The following is a 19,581-nucleotide window of genomic DNA, read 5'->3' as shown; positions in this document are numbered from 1 at the left end:
CAGACGCCGAGCATGGCGCGGGTAGCTTCTCGGTAGGCATTTCAGGAATCGATACCGAAGGAGGTCGCGGTGACGCTTGTCGCGGGAGTCGACTCCTCGACCCAGTCCTGCAAGGTCGTGGTGTGCGACGCGGATACGGGCGTGACCGTCCGCTCGGGTTCCGCGCCGCATCCCGGCGGCACAGAAGTGGACCCCGTCGAGTGGTGGCTGGCCTTGGGGCAGGCGGCCGAGGCGGCCGGGGGCTTGGACGACGTCGCGGCTGTGTCGGTGGCGGCGCAACAGCACGGCATGATCTGTCTCGACGCCGGCGGCCAGGTGGTGCGGAAGGCGCTGTTGTGGAATGACATCCGGTCCAGCGAGGCGGCGTCAGACCTCGTCGCCGAACTCGGGGGCGCAGCGGAGTGGGCGGACCGCACGGGGGTCGTGCCCGTCGCCGCCATCACCGTGGCGAAGTTGCGCTGGCTGGCCGATGTGGAGCCGGAGCACGCCGACGCCACCGCTGCGGTGTGTCTGCCGCACGACTGGTTGACCTGGCGGCTGTCGGGATCGGACCGGATCGATGACCTGCGCACCGATCGCAGTGATGCGAGTGGCACCGGCTACTTCGTCGCCGAGAGCGGGCGATACGACCTCGAGCTGCTCGAGCTGGCTCTGCGGGGGCGCCGTCCGTCGGTACCCGCGGTCGTGGCTGCGGGCGACCGCGCCGGCCGGGCGAGCACGGGTGCGACTCTTGGCGCTGGCGCCGGTGACAACGCCGCGGCGGCTCTTGGCATCGGTGCCGAACCGGGGGACTGCGTGGTGTCACTGGGCACCTCGGGTGTGGTGAGTGCGGTCAGCGACGCCGCGTCGCACGACGCGAGTGGGCTTGTCGCGGGCTTCGCCGATGCCACGGGGCGGCAGCTGCCGCTGGTGTGCACGTTGAACGGTGCGCCGGTCCTCGCCTCGGTCGCGAGGATGCTCGGCGTCGACTTCGACGAACTGGATCGGCTGGCGCTTCTGGCGCCCGCCGGAGCCGAGGGGCTGATTCTGGTGCCGTACTTCGATGGGGAGCGGTCACCGAACCTGCCCGACGCCCACGGCGCGCTGCACGGTGTGACGACACGCAACCTGGTCCCCGCCAACGTGGCCAGATCGGCGATCGAGGGTCTCCTGAGTTCCATCGCGTTCTGCGTCGAGCGAATCGCGGGTCAGGGTGTCGACGTGCGACGGGTCATCCTCGTGGGTGGCGGGGCACGATCGGAGGCGGTCCGTCGTATCGCTCCCGCGATCCTCGGCATGCCCGTTCACGTTCCGACACCCGCCGAATACGTCGCGTTGGGCGCCGCACGACAGGCTGCCTGGGCGTTCTCGGAGTCCGCCGCCCCGCCTGGGTGGTCCTTCGGTGTGACCGCCAGTTATGAGGCTGATCCGACGCCGTGGGTGGTTGAGCGTTACAACTTCGCCCAGCGGTTGACGCTCGGACAGTGACGAGTGGGTGAGCGCACGTCGTCGACCACGATGTGACCAACCACCGTCGAAGAATGTGGCGTAGGTCATTGCCCTCGCGGCGCTCTGTAGGAAGCCTTGCCTTTCCTGTAGGAGAGCGACATCTGGGAGTGCCATGTCTGACGCCGATACAGTCGCCGGCGAGTGGGCGTATGACCTGACCCTCGACGAGGTTCGCCGACGTCAGGCCGTCCTGGCCGCGATCGGCGAGGACTGGGACCCCGTAGCGGTGCTGGCCCAGGAAGATGAGGCCTACGCCATGCTGTACTCAGGCCTCGATGCCGAGCAGCAGCGGATCTACAACGATCTGGTGATCGCAGGTGTGCTGCCGGAGGGGTTGGGGCGACGTGCTGCCGATTGATCCGACCGCCGATCGCGCCCGCCGTGCCTGGCTGCGGTGCCCGAGCTGCAGGCATGGTGGTGACTGCGGGCCCTGCGCCGACGATCGAAACTGCGACGACCACTGGCAGTACCTGCTGAGCAATCGGGGCACCCTGCTCAATCTGCAGTGCGTCGACTGCGGTCACCTGTGGTCGACCGACACCGGCAGACGAGCACTTCGGCGGACTGACGTCGCGTGACAACCACACCGGCCTGACGGCACCGGGTGCCTCAGTAGACGAGTTGCGACAGATGACGCTGTGCGTATAGCCGCACGGCAGCGGTGTCCGCGGTGTCGAGAACACGGCTGTTGATCTGAGCCAGGGATGTGGCCAGCCGGATGTGCAATTCGGCGACGGCGAGCAGATCCGGATCGGCCATGGTGGCACCCGCGGCACGCAATGCCTTCGCCATTGTCGCCGAGGCACGCTCGAGGAACTTCTCGGCCGCTTCGCGCATGCCGGGTGACATGGTGGTGTCGCCGTCGAGTTGCAGGAATCGGCGCATGGTCGGCTCGGTGGTCAGGATGCGCACTCCCTCGCAGAAGCCGGAGACGGCCGCCTCCCGGGGGCCGGAATCCACGTCGACAGTGGCCAGTCTGGACATGGCGAACGCCACCGTTCGGTGGCCGAGCTCGGTTAGCAATGCGTCGCGGCTGGGGAACCGGCGATATAGCGTGCTCCGGCTGACCCCGGCCCGTCGCGCGACCACATCCAGGCTCAGCCTTCCGACGCCGACGAGGGCGACCTGTTCCGCAGCGGCCTTCAGGATGGCCGTCTCCTGTTGCTCCGGGGAGGTGCGGGTACGCACCTGGCGCATCGCGGAGGCCCTCACTGCCGGCTGGCACTGGCCGCCGGGGCAATTGGCGGGTCGATCAACCGGAGAGTCGCCATTGGTGTTCTCCATCTTTGACACAGAGAGGCGGGTTGTGTGTCAAAGTAGCACGATCGCCCGCATGTCAGGCAGCCCGTGGGGCTATCTAAGTTAATCGTCGTACTTCTAACGGTTCGATACGAAAGTGCATCTTCGCCAACGGGCTCGACCTCCGCTCCGACTGAGTCGAGTGCCGGTTCGCGCTCTGCACATCCACGCGGAATGCGGATAGGCGCTGAAATATGGCTAACAAGAGGCGAATTACGCAACGGACGGTTGCGGATCGTGTCTTCTTCGAAAGCCGTCAGCGCCGGATGTGCGGCTATAGGCGATCGGGCAGGAATTCTCATCGTTTTCGCTAAGTAAACATCAGTTCTCCAAAACCGTTGACGGAGGCAGGTGGCCGACATACGGTGACCACCACTAGCCACCGGCGCTACCGACAGGTGCCGGCACCTGCTGGGTCCGTCCATCGGGAAAGGGGTCGACGTCTTGCGTGAGCCCACCGGTGTCGACGCCATCGAGGACTGGGCCACCGGCTACGTCAGGCGTCATCCGCTGGCCTCACTCACCACCGTCGGCGAGCAGTTCATTCTCGGCCTGCGCACAATCCAGTACCTGTTCATCGATTTGGTGACCGGGCGGTTCCAGTGGCAGGAGTTCATCCGCCAGGGCGCATTCATGGCGGGCACCGCGGTGTTACCGACCATCCTGGTGGCCCTGCCGATCGGTGTCACCCTGTCGATTCAGTTCGCCCTGCTGGCCGGCCAGGTCGGCGCGACCTCCCTCGCGGGTGCGGCGAGCGGGCTCGCCGTGATCCGGCAGGCGGCCTCGCTGACGGCCGCGATCCTGATGGCCGCGGCGGTGGGGTCGGCGATCACCGCGGACCTCGGCTCGCGCAAGATGCGCGAGGAGATCGACGCCATGGAAGTGATGGGCGTGTCGGTGATTCGGCGCCTCGTGGTGCCGAGGTTCGTGGCCGCCATCATGATTGGCGTGGCGCTCACCGGCGTCGTGTGCTTCGTCGGCTTCCTGGCGAGCTATCTGTTCAACGTGTACTTCCAGAACGGCGCTCCGGGCAGCTTCGTCGCGACGTTCGCCTCGTTCGCGACGACCGGCGACATGGTCGTGGCGTTGGTGAAGGCCGTCATATTCGGCGCCATCGTCGCGATCGTGTCCTGCCAGAAGGGCTTCTCGACAGTGGGTGGCCCGACGGGCGTCGCCAACTCGGTGAATGCGGCCGTGGTCGAGTCGATCCTGGTGCTGATGGTCGTCAACGTGGCAATCAGCCAGCTCTACATCATGCTGTTTCCCAGGGTGGGGCTGTGACGTGACCGCATCGACGTTCCGCCCGCCGCTGCTGGCTCCATGGATTCGGCTGTACAAGAAGGCGTCTGCGCCGGTCATCCGACTCGGCCACATGATGGTGTTCTTCGTGCGGGCGATCATCGCCGTACCCATTGCGCTGCGCCAGTACCGCAGTGAGTTCGTCCGTCTGCTATCCGATATCGCGTGGGGCAACGGTTCCCTTGTCGTCGGCGGTGGAACCGCAGGCGTGGCAGTCGTTCTCGGTATCACCGTGGGCGCGCTGGTGGGCATCGAGGGCTACAACTTCCTCGATCTGCTCGGGCTGGGCCCGGCCACGGGCATCATCTCCTCGCTGGTGAACACTCGCGAGCTGGCGCCGATCGCGGCGTCACTCGCATTCGCAACACAGGCCGGTTGCCGGTTCACCGCCCAGCTCGGATCTATGCGCATCGCGGAGGAGATCGACGCCTTGGACGCCGTTGCGGTCCGGCCGATTCCGTATCTGGTGACCACACGCCTGATGGCCTCGGTCGTTGCGGTGATTCCGTTGTACGTGGCGTGCCTGGCGGTGAGCTATCTGACGACACAGCTGGTGGTGTACCTCGTCAGTGGCGGTTCGACGGGCTCGTATCTGCACTACTTCACGCTGATGCTGTCCGGCCAGGACATCGCCTACTCGCTGATCAAGGCCGTCATCTTCGTGTGGATCGCCTCGACCGTGCAGTGCTACTACGGCTTCTATGCATCCGGCGGGCCCGAGGGTGTGGGAGTCGCTGCCGGACATGCGATGCGGGCCAGCATCACCGTGGTGATCATGGTCAACATGCTGCTCACCATGGCGCTGTGGACCGTCGACTCCGGAGCGAGGTTCGGCGGATAGATGGCGAATTCCTTTGAGTCCGACGGACGAGGCGCCTCGGAGCGGCAACTCCTGGCGTGTGGCATCGCAGTGCTGCTGGTGGTCGGGGTCGTCACGGCAACCCTGTTGGTCAAGTCCACCGGACGGCTCGACCCCTACGTCCGCGTCGTCGCCGCCATGACCAACGTCGGCGACGGCCTGCCGCAGAAGTCGGACGTCAAGTACCACGGCGTGCTCGTCGGGATGGTGAACGACGTGACACCGGCAGCGCACGGCGAACCGAACTACGTGCAGATCGATCTCAATCCCACCTACGCCGAATCCATCCCGGCTTCGGTGACGGCACGAGTGGTGCCCAGCAACGTGTTCGCGGTGTCCTCGGTTCAGTTGGTCGACCGCGGCGCCGGCCCGGCCATTCGTGCCGGGGCGAAGATCGGAGAGGACACCGAGCTCCCGACAGTGCTGTTCCAAACCACGATCAGCAAGCTGCGCGACATCCTCGCCGCCACCGGTCGAGGCCGCGAGGACAAGACGGTGGGAATCCTGGCCGCGGTCAATGCGGCCACCCAGAACCGCCGCACCGAACTGCTGACCAGCGGTGCCCAGTTGAATCGGCTGGTCGATGAACTCGACGCCATCGTTGCCACCGAGCCCGGCCCGACGACGGTCTCCGCGCTGATCGACGCCACCCGTGGTCTGCAGCAGACCGCGCCCGAACTGGTGGACGCACTGCACGGTGCCGTGCAGCCCATGCAGACCCTGGTGGAACAGCGTGCACAGCTCACCGCCTTGATCGACGGTGGCGTGCACACCATGGGAACGACGCACACGGCGTTGAACAACCACACCGACCGGCTGGTGAAGATCACCGGAAACCTCACCCCGGTCGTGGGTCAGCTGGCCGACACCTCACAGCACTGGGTGCCTGCCTTCGTCAAGCTGAATCAGTTGGTGGACAAGTTCTTCAACGAGGTGTGGATACCCGATCGCGATATCGGCAACATGAGGGTGAATCTGTCTTTCACACCCACCTACACCTACACCCGGGCGGACTGCCCCCAGTACGCCGGCCTCAAGGGTCCGAGCTGCTACACCGCCCCGCTCGTGCCGACGCGCCCCGAGCTACCCGATGTGCTCGTGCCGCAGAACTATCAGCCACCCAAGGATCTGGCTCCGCCTCCGGGAACCGTCCTGGGCCCCAATGGCAATCTCGTCGCCGTCGGCCCCCCGTACCTCAACCCCAACCCGAGTCTGGAAGATCCGAATCCGCCACTGCCGCCGGGGATGTTGCCTTCGCCGCCAGTGCCGGGGACGGCCAACCCCGCGCTCATTCCCACCCCGCCACCGCCGGTACCGCTGTCACCTCCCGCACCGGTGGCGCCTGCGTCATGGGGAGGCAATGTCGGTCCGGTCGGCAGTGCGCAGGAACGTCAGCAGCTCGGCATCCTCACCGGCCAGTCCGCGTCGACGGCCACGCAATTGCTCCTCGGACCGCTCGCGCGCGGGACGACGGTGGCTGTGGCAGAACCGACTTCGGCGGAGAGTCCGAGATGAAGCACCGTGGTGCAATGGTCGGGCTCTCGCTGTTCATGGTGGTGGCGGTGACGTTGACCTGGCTGGTCTACGTCACGCTGCGCCGCGACGTGGCCGGGCAGACGGTCCCATATGCGGCGGTGTTCTCCGACGTGTTCGGCCTGCGTGAGGGCGACGACGTGCGGATGGCCGGGGTGCGCGTCGGGCGGGTCGAGAAGATCGAACTGCAGGGCGATCTGGCCAAAGTGTCGTTCGTGGTGCAAGCCGATCAGCAGGTGTTGGGCACCACCGTCGCGTCGGTGACCTACCAGAACATCGTCGGCCAGCGATACCTGGGACTGTCGCTGGGCAGTATCGGCGAGCCCGGGCCGCTGCCAGCAGGCAGCGTCATCCCCATCGACCGCACCGACCCGTCGTTCGACGTGGGGGCGATGCTCAACGGCTTCGAGCCGTTGTTCAGCGTGCTCAACCCCCGCGATGCCGACAACCTCACCAAGGGCGTGATCCAGTCGCTGCAGGGCGATGACGCGTCGATCGTCGCCCTGGTCGACCAGACGTCGCGGCTCACCGAATCATTCGCCGGAAAGGACGAGGAGCTCGGGAACGTCATCACCGATCTGAACGTGGTCGTGGATAACCTGGCCCGGCACAACGACAGCCTCGATGTGGTCATCGGTCAGACCCGCGACGCGGTGTCCACCTTCGACGCGCGCCGCCCCGAGCTGGTGTCGTCGATGGGGTCGATCTCACAGGTGGTGCGTCAACTCTCGACCATCGCCGACGAGGTCCATCCCGACCTCAACGAACTCGTCGTGCGCGAGCCCGGCTTCGCCCAGCACATGGTGACCATCGAACCGCAGTTGGCATTCACGGGCGCCAACCTTCCACTGCTGCTGAAGGGTTTCGCGCGCATGACCAACGAGGGCGCGTACGTCAGCGCCTACACGTGCGACCTGAACCTCACCGGTTTCTTCCCCGGCCTCAACGACGTCGTGCCGATCATCGTCGACGCCGCCACCCCTGGAAACAAGGCGTGGAACACGCCGAGATGCAGGAACATGGGCAATGGCTGATTCAACCCCCACCCAGCGGCGTAGGCGCCGGCCCCTGGAGAGCCGCAACAAGGCGTGGCTCGGCTTCGGCGCGATCGCGGTGGTGACCGTCCTCATCGGCGCGATGCTGACGGTCAAGGTCGCCGACGTCGGATATCGGCACTACACCGCACGGTTCCTGCAGGCCGCGGCGCTGCAGCCGGGCAACCCCGTCACGATCGCCGGGATACCGGTCGGCGAGGTGACCAGCATGCGGCTGGCAGGCGATCACGTGGAGGCCGGCCTCAAGGTCCGCAAGGACGTCGTGCTGGGGCAGGACTCCAGAGCGACGATCAAGGTCACGACCATCCTGGGATCCCGGTACCTGTCGCTGAGCCCCGGAGGCCCGGGTTCGTTGCGCGACAACACGTTCGACATCTCCCAGACCGAGGTGCCCTACGACCTGCAGGAGGCGCTGGCGGACGTCACCACGACCTTCGAACAGGTCGACTCCGACAAGTTCGCGGAGACGCTGGGCATCCTCGGCAAGCAGCTGGAGGGGCTTCCCGCGGTGTTGCCGCAGGCGCTGGAGAACACCCGCACCCTGTCGACGATCATCGCCGACCGGCGTGACCAGCTCGGCTCGCTGCTGAAGACGACGGAGTTGGTCAGCAACACGCTGCGTCGCCAACAGTCGAGCATCGGCAGCCTGATCAACCAGGGCAACGACCTGATCGGGGAGTTCGTCAGCCGACGCGCATCGTTCCACGCCATGATGGCGGCGCTGACCAACCTCGTCGAAACGCTCAGTGGCATCGTCATCGATGACCGGCCCGAGCTGGAGAAGCTGCTGGTCAACATTCGCGAGCTGTCCGACATGCTCGGCAAGCACGATGACCTGCTGCGCAGCACGCTGCAGGCGGGTCCGCCGGCGTTGCGAGGACTGGCCAACGCCAGCGGCACCGGCAACGCGGTTGACCTCAACCCGGCCAACGGCCTGCTGGTGGACTCCTGGATGTGCGCAATCAGCGGCCGCGCCAAGCAGTTCGGGATGATCGAGTACTTCAAGGACTGCAAGTGAAGAGAGAACTGCAACCAAATCGACGCCGGAGCAAGGCGCTCGCACTCGCCGCAGCTGGCCTGGTGCTGGCCGTGCTGGTGTCGGCAGCCAGCTGGCCGTTCGTCAGGGACACGCTCGACACCATCACCGTGACAGCCCAATTCGACAGTGCCGCAGGACTGTATGAGGGCAACACGGTCGCCGTGCTCGGCATGCCGGTCGGCAAGGTCACCACGATCACCCCGAGGGGTGGATACGTGGAAGTCGAGTTCACCGTCGACTCCAACGTCGCGGTCCCCGCCGACGCGCAGGCGGTCACCATCTCGAACTCGATTCTCACTGACCGCCAGATCGAACTCACCCCGCCGTATCGGGGCGGCCCCACACTGCAGAACCACGACACCATCGGGCTCAACCGCACCAAGACCCCGGTCGAGTTCGCGCGCGTGCTCGACGTTCTCGACAAGCTCTCGGTTTCACTGCGCGGTGACGGCGCGGGCGATGGTCCCATCGCCGAGCTCGTCAACGCCAGCGCCGCGATCGCTGACGGCAACGGCCAGGACATGAGGGACGCCCTCGGCGAACTCTCCAACGCCCTGCGACTCAGTGCCAATGGGGGCGTGGTCACCAGGGATCAGCTGACCACCATCATGCGCAACCTCAGCTCGCTGACTGAGGCCGCAGCCACCAATGACACGACGCTGCGGGAGTTCGGGTCGACGGTCCGTGCACTCAGTCAGATACTGGCCGACGAGAACCTCGGCAGCGGCACGACCGGCAAGAAGCTCACCGAGGTGATCACCACGGTCGGCGAGATCCTCGACACCCATCGCGACGAGATCAAGCAGATCGTCGCCAACGGCGACATCGCGCTGAAGACGACGGTCGACCATGAGCGTGATCTCGCCGAGTTCCTCGATGTCACACCGATGACGCTGGACAACATCTACAACGCCATCGATCAGAAGAACGGGGCATTCCGTGCCCGCGTGCTCGTCGACAAGGTGCTGTTCGACTCGCAGGCGGTGAAGGAGGTCTGCAACATGATGGGGCTGCGACAACTCGGTTGCAGCACCGGCACGTTGGCCGACTTCGGGCCGGACTTCGGACTGTCCTACATGCTGGACGGCCTTTCGGCGATGGGCCAGAAGTGATGGCGCGCTACCGAAAAGCCGTAGTGCCGCTGGCACTCTCGGTCTGTCTGACCGCGGCCGGATGCGGCACCGAGGGTCTGGCCAGCCTGCCGCTGCCCGCGCCGGGAGTCGGCTCGGGCGGCTACACCCTGACCGCGGTGTTCAGCAACGCGCTCAACCTTCCCTCCAACGCCAAGGTGAAGTTGGCCGGCGCCGACGTGGGCGAACTCGAGTCGATGGTGGCGCGCAACTACACCGCGGTGACGACGTTGCGCATCATGGACGGTGTGCAGCTGCCGCGCGGCAGCACCGCGGAACTGCGCTCCGCGACTCCGCTGGGGGACGTGTTCGTGGCCCTTAAGCCCCCCAACCCATCGGATCCGGGGGCTCCGCTGCTGACCGACGGTGACACCATCGGGCTGGAGTCGACGACGGCGGCAGCGACCGTCGAGTCGGTGCTGGGCTCGGCGGCGATCCTGGTCAATGGCGGCGCGGTACGCAACTTCACCAAGATCATCAACGGCCTGGGTAAGGCGACCGGCGACCAGGGTCAGGCCTTTGGCGATCTGATCCGCAAGACCAACCGCACGCTGGGCACCCTCAACGCGCGGTCCGATGAGATCTCGACCGCGCTCACCGAGACCTCGGGCCTTGTCGATCAGATCGAGGCCAAGAACGACATGCTCGGCGAGCTGATGACGGAGGCCGGGCCCGCCAGCGAGGTACTCGCCGCGCACACCTCGCAGATCGCCGATCTCATCCTGCAGATCGGTGACACCACCGAACAGCTCAGCAAGTTCCCGTCGATCGCGGGCACTGACACCAGCGGCCGAAGCGTTGTTGCCGATGCCAACCGGGTGGCCGGAGCGTGGAACGACGTCGCGCTGACTCCAGACGCCACGCTGTTCGCGCTCAACAGGTTGATGCCACCCCTGGTGAAATCGACGTCGGGCCCCTCGATCGCGACGCGGGCGAGCATCGATCGACTGATTCTCGGGTCGATACCGGATATCGGCTTCGCCGGTGACGCCGGCCTGCACGGGCCGAAGCGCTACAACTGGCAGCAGATGGTGGGCTCCATCAAGTACACGCTGCTGCGTCTGCAGGAGAGAGTCGTCGGAAAGGGGCCCGGCGTGCCGCAGGTCCCGGTGATCCCCAGCCCGACCGATCCGGGTCAGGTGCAGGTCGTTCCGCCACCCGAGGCGCCGCGATGATCACCACCGCCGCAGACACCATCGTCGCCATCGTCAGGGCGGCACACCGCAGGCGTTCCTGGCTGTCGGCAGGCGCGCTGATCCTCACGCTCGTGGTCGCGAGCGCATACCTGTTCCTCGGTGCGCTGCGGGTGAATCCGCTCGCATCGAGCCACTCCATCACCATCGAGCTGCCGGACTCCGCCGGCCTGCTGCCGAATCAGGACGTGACACTGCGCGGTGTGCCGATCGGACGGGTGGAGCGCCTCGACATCACGCCCACTGGTGTCAACGCCGTGGTCAACGTCAATTCGACCGTGCCGATCCCGCAGTCGAGCGAAGTGCGGGTGTCTGGGCTCTCACCTGCGGGCGAGCAGTACATCGACTTCGCCGCCGAGTCCGACGCAGGACCCTATCTCGGTGATGGGGCCGTCATCGCTGCGGGCAGGGCGACCGTCCCGGTCAGCTTGGCGGAACTGCTCGCCAACGCCGATGGTGCGCTGGCGCAGGTCGACACGTCGAAGATCGAACTCATCAAGAGGGAACTGAGCCTGAGCGAGGCGGGGCCGCAGAAGCTGGCCGACATCATCGACGGCGGCACCTTTCTGCTGTCGACGCTGGATTCGGTGCTTCCGGAGACGACCAGCGTGCTGCGGAACAGCCGGGTCGTGCTGACGATGGCCGCGGACAAGAGTGACGGAATCGCGGTCGCCTCGGACAATCTGGGCGCGACCTTCGGCGGCATCACCAAGATGCGGGAGGGCTACCGCAGGCTCACAGACCAGGCACCGGGCACCCTGGACGCGATCGACAATCTGTTCGCCGACAACTCCGACACCATGGTGACTCTGCTCGGCAGCCTGACGACCACCTCGCAGCTGCTCTACCTGCGGGTGCCTGCGTTGAACGCGCTGTTCCCCAGCTACCGCACGTCGGCACTCGATGCCATCGGAAGTGTCATGCACGACAACGGATTGTGGGCGATCGGCGATATCTACCCGCGCTACGCGTGCGACTACGGGACGCCGCGACGACCACCGTCAGCGGCCGACTACCCCGAACCGTTCATGTACACCTACTGCCGCGACGATCATCCGGGCGTGCTGGTCCGCGGCGCCAAGAACGCACCGCGGCCGGCCGGCGACGACACCGCAGGCCCGCCCCCCGGCGCGGACCTGGGCCGAATGACCGACCCGACCCCGCGGGGCCGGTTCACGATCCCCACCCCGTATGGCGGTCCGGTCCTGCCGATCGAGCCACCCCGCTGAGCCACCGACACGCTGTTTCGAGGAGATGACCATGACAGTGACGAACGATGCGTTGGCCGAGTCGGCTGACGAGACGACGGAGCCCGAAGCCGACGAGCAGACCGTCGATCTCGACGCAGACGCAGACACTGACGCAGGTGCCGACACCGATGAGGGAGAAGACAGACCGCGGCCGTGGCTGCGACGGGTGCTCGTGGGCGTGGTCGCCGTGATATTCGTTGCCGCACTCGCGGTCTCGGGTGTTCTGGGCTGGCTGCTGTGGCAGGAGCGGGAGGTGACCCGTGCGGGGGAGCAGGCCCAGCAGGCCGCCGTCGCGTACGCGCAGATCCTGACCAGCATCGACTCGAGCAAGGTCGACGAGAACTTCCACCAGGTTCTCGACGGTTCGACCGGTGAGTTCAAGGACATGTACTCACAATCCAGTGTCCAGCTTCGTCAGCTACTCATCGACAACAAGGCATCGGCGCATGGAGTCGTCGTGGAGTCGGCGATCCAATCCGCGTCCAAGGACAAGGTGGTCGTGCTGCTCTTCGTCGATCAGTCGGTGTCGAACACCAGCGTTCCCGACCCCCGCATCGACCGCAGCAGGATCAAGATGACCATGGAGTTCGTCGACGGACGTTGGCGTGCAAGCCAAGTCGCGCTGCCGTGAGGATAGGGGACTGACGTGCGGGTGAGCATGCTCGTTCGGGTGGTGGCTGCCATCGTCACGGGTGTCGCCACTGGCGCCATGGCCGCCACTGTCGGCGCCCCCACTGCCGCGGCGTCGGCGCCGTCGTTCTGCGATGAGTTGGCTGGCCAGTGGAACGGCCAGTACTGCCAGACCTCGGTGCGCTCCCAGCGCGACGCGGTGCGTGACATCAAGGTCGCGATTCCCGCCGAGATCGTCGACGACCCCGTCGCCGGGCCCGTTGTGCGCCAGTATCTGAGGACTCTGGTCGACAACTGGAGACGGCTTGGGGTGAGCATGGTCGCCGACAGTTTCGGCGAGGGCAACTACGAGATCTTCCGTCATGACAACACGTTGTCGGTGGTGTTCCACGAGACCTATCACGCTGATGGGCCGGCGTTCAACAACGCCTACCGCACCTTCACCTTCGACATGTCGGCTGGCAGGCAGTTGCAGCTGTCGGATCTGACGAAGGCCGGCGTCGATCCGCTTGTCGCGATTCCTCCGCTGGCACAGCCGTTCGTCGAGCAGGCGCTCGATGCGGCACCGCCCCCGCATCAGCCCCGCACGTATCCATTCGTGGCGGACCGGTGGACGCCTGACAAGGTCTACTCGGGCGGCTACAAGGCATGGGCGCTCACCCCTGACGAGCTCGTCATCTACATGCCGGACTATCCCGTGGCACGCGACACCCCGCTCGACTTCGCTCCCGGCGTGATGAAGTGGTCGATGGACGGCGGCACCGTGGTGGCGCGCATTCCGCTCGCTGCGCTGAGCCCGGTCCTGCGGCCCGAGTTCGGTGGGAGCTAGACCGTGCCGTCTGCGCATGCGCGTGACATCAGGCTGCCCACGTCAAGTGCGAGCACGGAGCGGCGTCGGCGACCGAAGGACCGAAAGGCGCAGATCGCCCGGGTCGCGGCCGAGACCTTCAGTGAGGTCGGCTATCACGGTGTGAGCATGGAGGGCATCGCCCGTCGGGTCGGCGTGACGGCCGCCTCGCTGTATCGCCACTACTCCGGGAAGTACGAGCTGTTTGCGGCATCGGTCCTGGGGTTGGGGCAGCAGTTGGTCGACTGCACCGCGTTCGTCGACGACGACGGCGGCGATGCAGGGCCCGACCAGGTATGGGATGCCATGGTGAGAGCACTGATCGACACCGCCCTCGTGAATCGGACCAGCGGTGGCCTGTATCGGTGGGAGGGCCGATACCTCGAGGGTGGCGATCAGATGGTGCTGAACGAGCAGATCAAACTGGTCAATCGCCGACTGCAACAGCCGATGTCGAAATTACGTCCCGATCTGGAGCCGCGGCAGGAACGCTGGATCCTGTCAGCAGCAGTGCTCAGCGTGCTGGGCAGCATCACCGACCATCACGCCCAGCTGGCAAGCGACCGGATTCACGCAACCCTGGCCACGATTGCGCGCAACGTACGCGACACCGACCTGCCGGCGGGGCTGTCGGGACACCACATCCCGGCCCGGGCCACAGTGGGTCCGGAGTCGGGGGAGTACGAGCAGATCCTGCACTCGGCGATACTGCTGTTCAACGAGCGTGGGTACCGGGAGACTGGGATGGACGACATCGCCGTCTCGGTCGGCGTGTCCACGACGAGCCTCTACCGGTACTTCCCCGGGAAGGCGACGATTCTGGGGGCAGCGTATCGGCGCGCGGCCGACCGGGTGTCGAGTGACCTCGCCGCGATCCTCCCCACTGCAGACGGTCCGCGTGACGCGGTCGGCCGACTGGTGGAGGCGTTCGTGCTGCGCTTCTTCGCCAATCCGGAACTCGCGTATGTCTACTACGCGGAGCGCCTCAACGTGCCCACCGAGGATCGTGTTGCGCTGCAAAGTATTCAGCGTGCCACAGTCGATGCGTGGGCCCGTCAGGTGTCTGCTGCCAGGCCTGACATGTCGCCGGATGAGGCGCGTTTCGCAGTGCACGCCGGCTTCGCACTCGTGACTGATCTGGGCCGGTTCATGCACGCCGCGCACACGAGGTCGGCGACGGCCGTCGTTCGTCATCTGCTGCTCGTCACGCTGCTGGGCCAGTCAGCTCCATAGTTTCGCCTATTCCAAGAAGGGGTCCACGATGGGTTTGCCGACAGGCGCTTTGTCAACAGGACGGCCGAGTCGAAGGGCGCGGATCTGCTATTCCGCCGCCCGGGTGTTGGTCGAGCCGCCGATCCGCCGGTACCTGACGTCCGAGCGCGACAAGCCGGTGAGTGATCGTCTGTCGTTCCTTGGCCGAGGCGTTCGGAACCTCTCGCGGCTGCAGCGCGTACGGCCCTTCCGCGGCTTTCGCTTCGATCGTCACACGACAGGCGCCGTGACAGTCGAGACTGTCCGGGCGCCAGGATGCGTTGCGCCCATGAGCGATGGCGTCGTCCTCTACTTCCACGGTGGCGGATTCTTCTGCGGCAACCTGGACTCTCATCTGCACGTGGTGGCACGAATTGCCCGACTCACCAACCTGCCGGTCGTGCACGTCGATTATCGCCAGCATCCGGAAGTGGCGATCGACATGTCGATTCAGGACTGCGTGGATGCATACCGGTGGCTACTCGAAGAAGGTGTCTCCCCGACGAGGGTTGTGGTCGCGGGGGACTCGGCGGGCGGATTCCTCGCCTTTGCCACGCTGATCGCCGGCCAGCGGAACGGATTGGCCGTGCCGGCCGGCGTCATCGGGATCTCTCCGCTCCTTGAGCTGGACAGCTTGGCCCGAAAGTCGCACGAGAACTTTCGACGCGATCCATTCGGGGTGGCATCGGCACTGCCATTGATCGTCGAGTGCGTTCATCCCGCGCAAGCGGACGTCGATGATCTCTCGCCGCTGAATGCCGACCTGAAAACACTTCCGCCGGCACTGATCATCGTTGCCGAGTCCGAGGTCCTGCGCTGCGATGTGGAACGGATGTGTGAGGGGCTCACCGCGGCTGGCAGGCAATGCACCGTTCAGTCCTGGCCGCACCAACTGCATGCGTTTCCCGCGCTGTTGCCCTTTCTTCCCGAGAGCAGGGCGGTGTTCGAGAGTATGACCACTTTCATCGAGACATGTCTGGCCAATTCGTCCCCCTCGTCGTCGATGGGGGTCGGTTAGTTTCGCCCCTTCGTAGGCACCCGAGCCGGGCGATCGGCGGGGCTCAGGTACCGATGTGCGACGATGCGGAGATGACCGCTCGTCCGGCGCACTTCGTGCAACTTGCCGATGATTCGTTCCAGCCGACGCCGTTCGCCCAGAGCCATTGGGGAGCAGACCATCTCAACGGTCCCGCACTCGTCGGTCTGGCGGCATCGATCCTCGACGAGCGATACGGCAGCGAGGACTTCATGCCCGCACGGGTCACCGTCGACCTCTTCAAGGCCGCTCGCGGGGTGACGACGACTGCGGTGACACGACTCGTCCGCGACGGACGCCGCGTGCGCAACACCGAGTGCGAACTCGTCCAGGACGGTGTCACCGTGGTCCGCGCGATCCTGGTCCAGTACCGGCGCTCGGAGCCGCCGCGTGGACAGGAGTGGTCGGCCGAGGTCGACTTCACCCAGCCCGTCGAGCTCGACTCTGACGAGTACGTCCACATCGGTAGCGACGGGCACGGCTGGACGCGGTCGATCGCCGATCACCAGAACGACGCGCGCAAGCGATTCGTGAACAGACCCATCGACGCGGTTGAGGGTCGCAAGAACACCCCGCTGGTCAACGCGGTGATGGCGGCCGAGGGGACGAGCCTGGTCACCAACCTCGGCACGGCCGGGGTGGGTTACATCAACGGTGACCTCACGGTGGCCCTGGCGCGGCTGCCGCGCGACGGCAGGATCGGCGTGCAGGCCGACTCGCACTGGACCGACGACGGGATCAGCGTCGGCTCGGCAACGCTGTACGACAGCGACGGCGCGTTCGGGACCGGCGTGGTGACCGCTGTCAGCAACCTCGCCGCACAGATCGACTTCTCCAACGACCCGTTCCCCGATCGCACGCGCTGAACCACGGATTCGGTCGGAGTGATACCCGGCCCGGACAATCCCGTGGACACGGAGCTTTTAGGTCCCGTTCAATGCACTGGTGGCCGATGTCGTGAATGCGAACCGCGCCCGCACCGGTGCGCTCATGGCGACGGCATCGATGCTGTGCGTCCAGGTCGGGCTCGCGCTGTCCATCGGCCTCATCGAGTACATTGGGGTCGAGGGTGCGGCATGGCTGCGACTGCTCTGGGCGGGCATCATCCTGCTCGTCATCGTCCGTCCGCGGCCGTCGAAGTTCACCAGGTCGACATTCCTGATGTGTGTTGTGCTCGGCGTTGTCACAGCCGGGGTCACACTGCTCTTCATGGCGGCCCTCGATCGCATCCCGCTGGGGACGGCGAGCGCACTGGAGTTCCTCGGGCCGTTGAGCGTCGCGGTGCTGCTCGGCAAGGGCAGGTACCGATTCGTCTGGCCGGCGATCGCCGCGATCGGCGTGGTCCTGCTGACCGAGCCGTGGCACGGCAGCATCGACCTGATTGGGGTGGCGTACGCGCTTGGTGCGGCCGTGTGCTGGGCCTGCTACATCCTGCTGACCCAGCGCGTCGGTGACGGCGTCGACGGCGCCAATGGTCTCGCGGTGTCGATGGGCACGGCTGCGCTGTTCTCCAGCATCCTCGTCGGGCCGTCGGTGTTCTCCCGGATGACTCCGGAGATTCTGCTCATCGGAATCGGTATAGCGCTGCTACTTCCCGTCATTCCGTTCACCCTTGAGCTGATGGCGCTGCGGCGACTGACCACGGCGTCATTCGGCACCCTGATGAGTGTCGAACCGGCGTTCGCGATGCTGGTCGGCTTCGTGGTCCTGGACCAGGTGCCGGGCCCAGGGGGTGTGGTCGGCATCTGTCTGGTCGTCGCGGCGGGTATCGGCGCCGCGCGTGCCGGTGGCAGAAGCGCCCCGCCCGTGCCTGCCGAGGTCGGTGGCTGACGGTCGACTCGGGCCCGCGGCCTCACACCCATCCATCGAGACTGCTGTGAGATCGCCGAAATGGCGATTTGTGCGATCTCCCAGCAGTCTCGGCGCCGGACGGTGGGACTCAGACGTCGATTCGCTTGCGGCGGTACAGCGTTCCGACGGCCAGCAGAATCAGGCTGATCACCAGAATGGCCGTGGCCAGCACGTTGATCTGCGGTGGCACCGCGGCCTTCACCGCGGCGTTGACGTAGAGCGGGTACGTCACGGATGAACCGCTGACGAAGTACGTGACGATGAAGTCGTCGAGGGACAACGCGAACGAGAGCATGCCCGCCGCAACGATCCCCGGGATGATCAACGGCAGGGTCACCCTGAAGAAGGTGCGGGTGGGGCCCGCGCCGAGGTCCATCGACGCATCCTCGAGCGTCCAATCGAACCCACGGACCCTGGCGCGCACCGTCATCGCGATAAAGCTGATCTGGAACGCGATGTGGGCCAACACGATCGTGGTGTAGCCAGCCGCCACATTGAGATCGAGGAACAGTGTCAGCAGTGATGCGCCGAGCACCACCTCGGGAGCCGTCAGCGGCAGGATCAGGAAGGTGTCGATGGCCCGGTCCCCGGTGAACCGTTGCCGCACTAGGGCTATCGCCACGAGCGTGCCCAGCACCAATGCGATTGCCGTCGAGACGGCGGCCACGTTCAGGCTCAGTTTCAACGCATCGGTCAGTGCGGGGTACTTGAACGGGTCGGCCCAGTTGTCCAGAGTGAAGCCCTGCCAGGTGTAGTTGAACTTGCCCGCCGGCTTGTTGAACGAGAACAGGATGATGACGAAGATCGGCAGGAACAGGTACAGCAGCACCAGGCCCGCGACCACGCGCAGCAGGTTGTCGCCGAGGTTGAGCCGCTGAGTCAGCGCCCGCTTCGGCTTGACGTCGGCGATGTTCTTGTTGGCTTCGGCGATGCGATCCTGAATCGTCATACCAGGTCCTCGGTTCCGAGCGCCTTGGTGTAGAGCAGCACGCCAACCAGGATCAGCGCCATCAGCAGGAAGCTCAGCGCGGCGGCCGCTGGATAGTCCTTGACCACCAGGAACTGTTTCTGAACGACGTTGCCGATCATGGTCGTTTGCGTACTGCCCAGATAGTCGGCGTTGATGAAGTCACCCACCGCGGGGATGAACACCAGCATGCTGCCCGCCAGCACGCCCGGCACCGACAGCGGCAGGATCACCTTGCCGAAGCTGCGTGGGGCCGACGAGTACAGGTCGCGCGAGGCCTCAAGGAGTCGTGGGTCGATCTTCTCCAAGCTCACGTACAGCGGCAGGATCATGAAGATGATCCAGTTGTAGATGAGACCGCCGATCACCGCCCAGCCGGTGGAGAGCAGTCGCCCCTCCTCGGGGAGCAGACCGACGGTGCCAAGCGCCTGCACCACCCACCCCTCGTCGGCCAGGATCGTCTTCCACGCGATGGTGCGGATCAGGAACGTCACGAAGAACGGCAGGATCACCAGCCCGAGAATCAGGTTCTTGTACCGACCGGCCTTGAACGCGATCACGTACGCCAGCGGGTAGGCCAGCAGCAGACACACCACCGTCGCGACGGCGGCATAGGTGAAGGACCGGATGATCTGGTCCTCGTACTGCGCGAATGCGTGGGCGTAGTTGCCGAAGTTCCAGTCGAACGTCAGCGTCGGCAAATACACCGAACCACCTGAGGACGACAGCGACGTTCGGCCCAGCGTGACCAGTGGGACCACGAAGAAGACGCCGAGGTACACCAGGGCGGGAAGGATCATCAGGTAGGGAGCGATCTTGCTCCGTTGCCTGCCGCTGCTCGCGACTCCTGCCAT

General features: G+C 65.8%; 19 protein-coding genes. 16 read left to right on the top strand and 3 right to left on the bottom strand.

What is annotated here, in order from left to right; all coding sequences use genetic code 11:
• Positions 1 to 69: 69 nt before the first annotated feature.
• Positions 70 to 1,467, top strand: a complete 1,398-nt coding sequence (locus tag ABIA65_RS15375; RefSeq protein ID WP_354524083.1) for a xylulokinase — start codon at positions 70 to 72, stop codon at positions 1,465 to 1,467.
• A 133-nt stretch (positions 1,468 to 1,600) separates the two neighbouring features.
• A complete protein-coding gene (locus tag ABIA65_RS15370; protein ID WP_354524082.1) occupies positions 1,601 to 1,846 on the top strand; it encodes a DUF6400 family protein in 246 nt (81 codons plus the stop codon).
• A gap of 251 nt (positions 1,847 to 2,097) precedes the next feature.
• Here ABIA65_RS15370 and ABIA65_RS15365 read toward each other — a convergent pair whose 3' ends face one another.
• A complete protein-coding gene (locus ABIA65_RS15365; protein WP_354524081.1) occupies positions 2,098 to 2,685 on the bottom strand; it encodes a TetR/AcrR family transcriptional regulator in 588 nt (195 codons plus the stop codon).
• Between the two features lie 546 nt (positions 2,686 to 3,231).
• Here ABIA65_RS15365 and ABIA65_RS15360 point away from each other — a divergent pair.
• The 14 genes from ABIA65_RS15360 to ABIA65_RS15295 all read left to right on the top strand — a co-directional run bounded on the left by ABIA65_RS15360 (position 3,232) and on the right by ABIA65_RS15295 (position 17,739).
• On the top strand, positions 3,232 to 4,068 hold the full coding sequence (locus ABIA65_RS15360; protein WP_241399080.1) for an MlaE family ABC transporter permease: 837 nt from the start codon (positions 3,232 to 3,234) through the stop codon (positions 4,066 to 4,068).
• A 1-nt stretch (position 4,069) separates the two neighbouring features.
• A complete protein-coding gene (locus ABIA65_RS15355; protein ID WP_354524080.1) occupies positions 4,070 to 4,927 on the top strand; it encodes an ABC transporter permease in 858 nt (285 codons plus the stop codon).
• The gene (locus ABIA65_RS15350; protein ID WP_354524079.1) at positions 4,928 to 6,460 is read left to right on the top strand and encodes an MlaD family protein; all 1,533 of its coding nucleotides are present in this window, start codon (positions 4,928 to 4,930) and stop codon (positions 6,458 to 6,460) included.
• Positions 6,457 to 7,512: an MlaD family protein gene (locus ABIA65_RS15345; RefSeq protein WP_241399077.1), complete on the top strand. Its 1,056-nt coding sequence runs from the start codon at positions 6,457 to 6,459 to the stop codon at positions 7,510 to 7,512. Before ABIA65_RS15350 ends, ABIA65_RS15345 begins: the two co-directional genes overlap by 4 nt.
• On the top strand, positions 7,505 to 8,551 hold the full coding sequence (locus tag ABIA65_RS15340) for an MlaD family protein (protein ID WP_354524078.1): 1,047 nt from the start codon (positions 7,505 to 7,507) through the stop codon (positions 8,549 to 8,551). Before ABIA65_RS15345 ends, ABIA65_RS15340 begins: the two co-directional genes overlap by 8 nt.
• Complete coding sequence (locus ABIA65_RS15335; RefSeq protein ID WP_354524077.1) at positions 8,548 to 9,684, top strand: MCE family protein; 1,137 nt, start codon at positions 8,548 to 8,550, stop codon at positions 9,682 to 9,684. The genes ABIA65_RS15340 and ABIA65_RS15335 overlap by 4 nt, the downstream gene beginning before the upstream one ends.
• The gene (locus ABIA65_RS15330) at positions 9,684 to 10,877 is read left to right on the top strand and encodes an MCE family protein (protein WP_354524076.1); all 1,194 of its coding nucleotides are present in this window, start codon (positions 9,684 to 9,686) and stop codon (positions 10,875 to 10,877) included. The genes ABIA65_RS15335 and ABIA65_RS15330 overlap by 1 nt, the downstream gene beginning before the upstream one ends.
• Entirely contained in the window at positions 10,874 to 12,124 is a 1,251-nt protein-coding gene (locus ABIA65_RS15325) for an MlaD family protein (RefSeq protein WP_241399073.1), read from the top strand. Before ABIA65_RS15330 ends, ABIA65_RS15325 begins: the two co-directional genes overlap by 4 nt.
• 31 nt (positions 12,125 to 12,155) lie before the next feature.
• Positions 12,156 to 12,776, top strand: coding sequence for an Rv1363c family protein (locus ABIA65_RS15320; protein WP_354524075.1), 621 nt, complete (start codon positions 12,156 to 12,158; stop codon positions 12,774 to 12,776).
• Between the two features lie 15 nt (positions 12,777 to 12,791).
• Positions 12,792 to 13,604, top strand: a complete 813-nt coding sequence (locus ABIA65_RS15315) for a mannan-binding protein (protein ID WP_502919567.1) — start codon at positions 12,792 to 12,794, stop codon at positions 13,602 to 13,604.
• A 33-nt stretch (positions 13,605 to 13,637) separates the two neighbouring features.
• Complete coding sequence (locus ABIA65_RS15310; RefSeq protein WP_354524228.1) at positions 13,638 to 14,855, top strand: TetR/AcrR family transcriptional regulator; 1,218 nt, start codon at positions 13,638 to 13,640, stop codon at positions 14,853 to 14,855.
• 28 nt (positions 14,856 to 14,883) lie between these two features.
• Complete coding sequence (locus ABIA65_RS15305; RefSeq protein WP_354524074.1) at positions 14,884 to 15,891, top strand: alpha/beta hydrolase; 1,008 nt, start codon at positions 14,884 to 14,886, stop codon at positions 15,889 to 15,891.
• Positions 15,892 to 15,962: 71 nt separating this feature from the next.
• Complete coding sequence (locus ABIA65_RS15300) at positions 15,963 to 16,775, top strand: acyl-CoA thioesterase domain-containing protein (RefSeq protein WP_354524073.1); 813 nt, start codon at positions 15,963 to 15,965, stop codon at positions 16,773 to 16,775.
• 124 nt (positions 16,776 to 16,899) lie between these two features.
• Entirely contained in the window at positions 16,900 to 17,739 is an 840-nt protein-coding gene (locus tag ABIA65_RS15295) for an EamA family transporter (protein WP_502919575.1), read from the top strand.
• A 109-nt stretch (positions 17,740 to 17,848) separates the two neighbouring features.
• Here the strand turns inward: ABIA65_RS15295 and ABIA65_RS15290 are convergent, their stop codons facing one another.
• Positions 17,849 to 18,709 (bottom strand): ABC transporter permease, encoded by an 861-nt coding sequence (locus tag ABIA65_RS15290; protein WP_241399069.1) that lies wholly within the window; start codon positions 18,707 to 18,709, stop codon positions 17,849 to 17,851.
• Entirely contained in the window at positions 18,706 to 19,581 is an 876-nt protein-coding gene (locus tag ABIA65_RS15285; protein WP_241399068.1) for an ABC transporter permease, read from the bottom strand. The genes ABIA65_RS15290 and ABIA65_RS15285 overlap by 4 nt, the downstream gene beginning before the upstream one ends.

Origin of the sequence: Mycolicibacterium sp. 624, assembly GCF_040548615.1 — a bacterium.
Taxonomy (GTDB): domain Bacteria; phylum Actinomycetota; class Actinomycetes; order Mycobacteriales; family Mycobacteriaceae; genus Mycobacterium.
The sequence above is the reverse complement of the archived record's forward strand: the minus strand, read 5'-3'. Positions and strand labels throughout refer to the sequence as shown.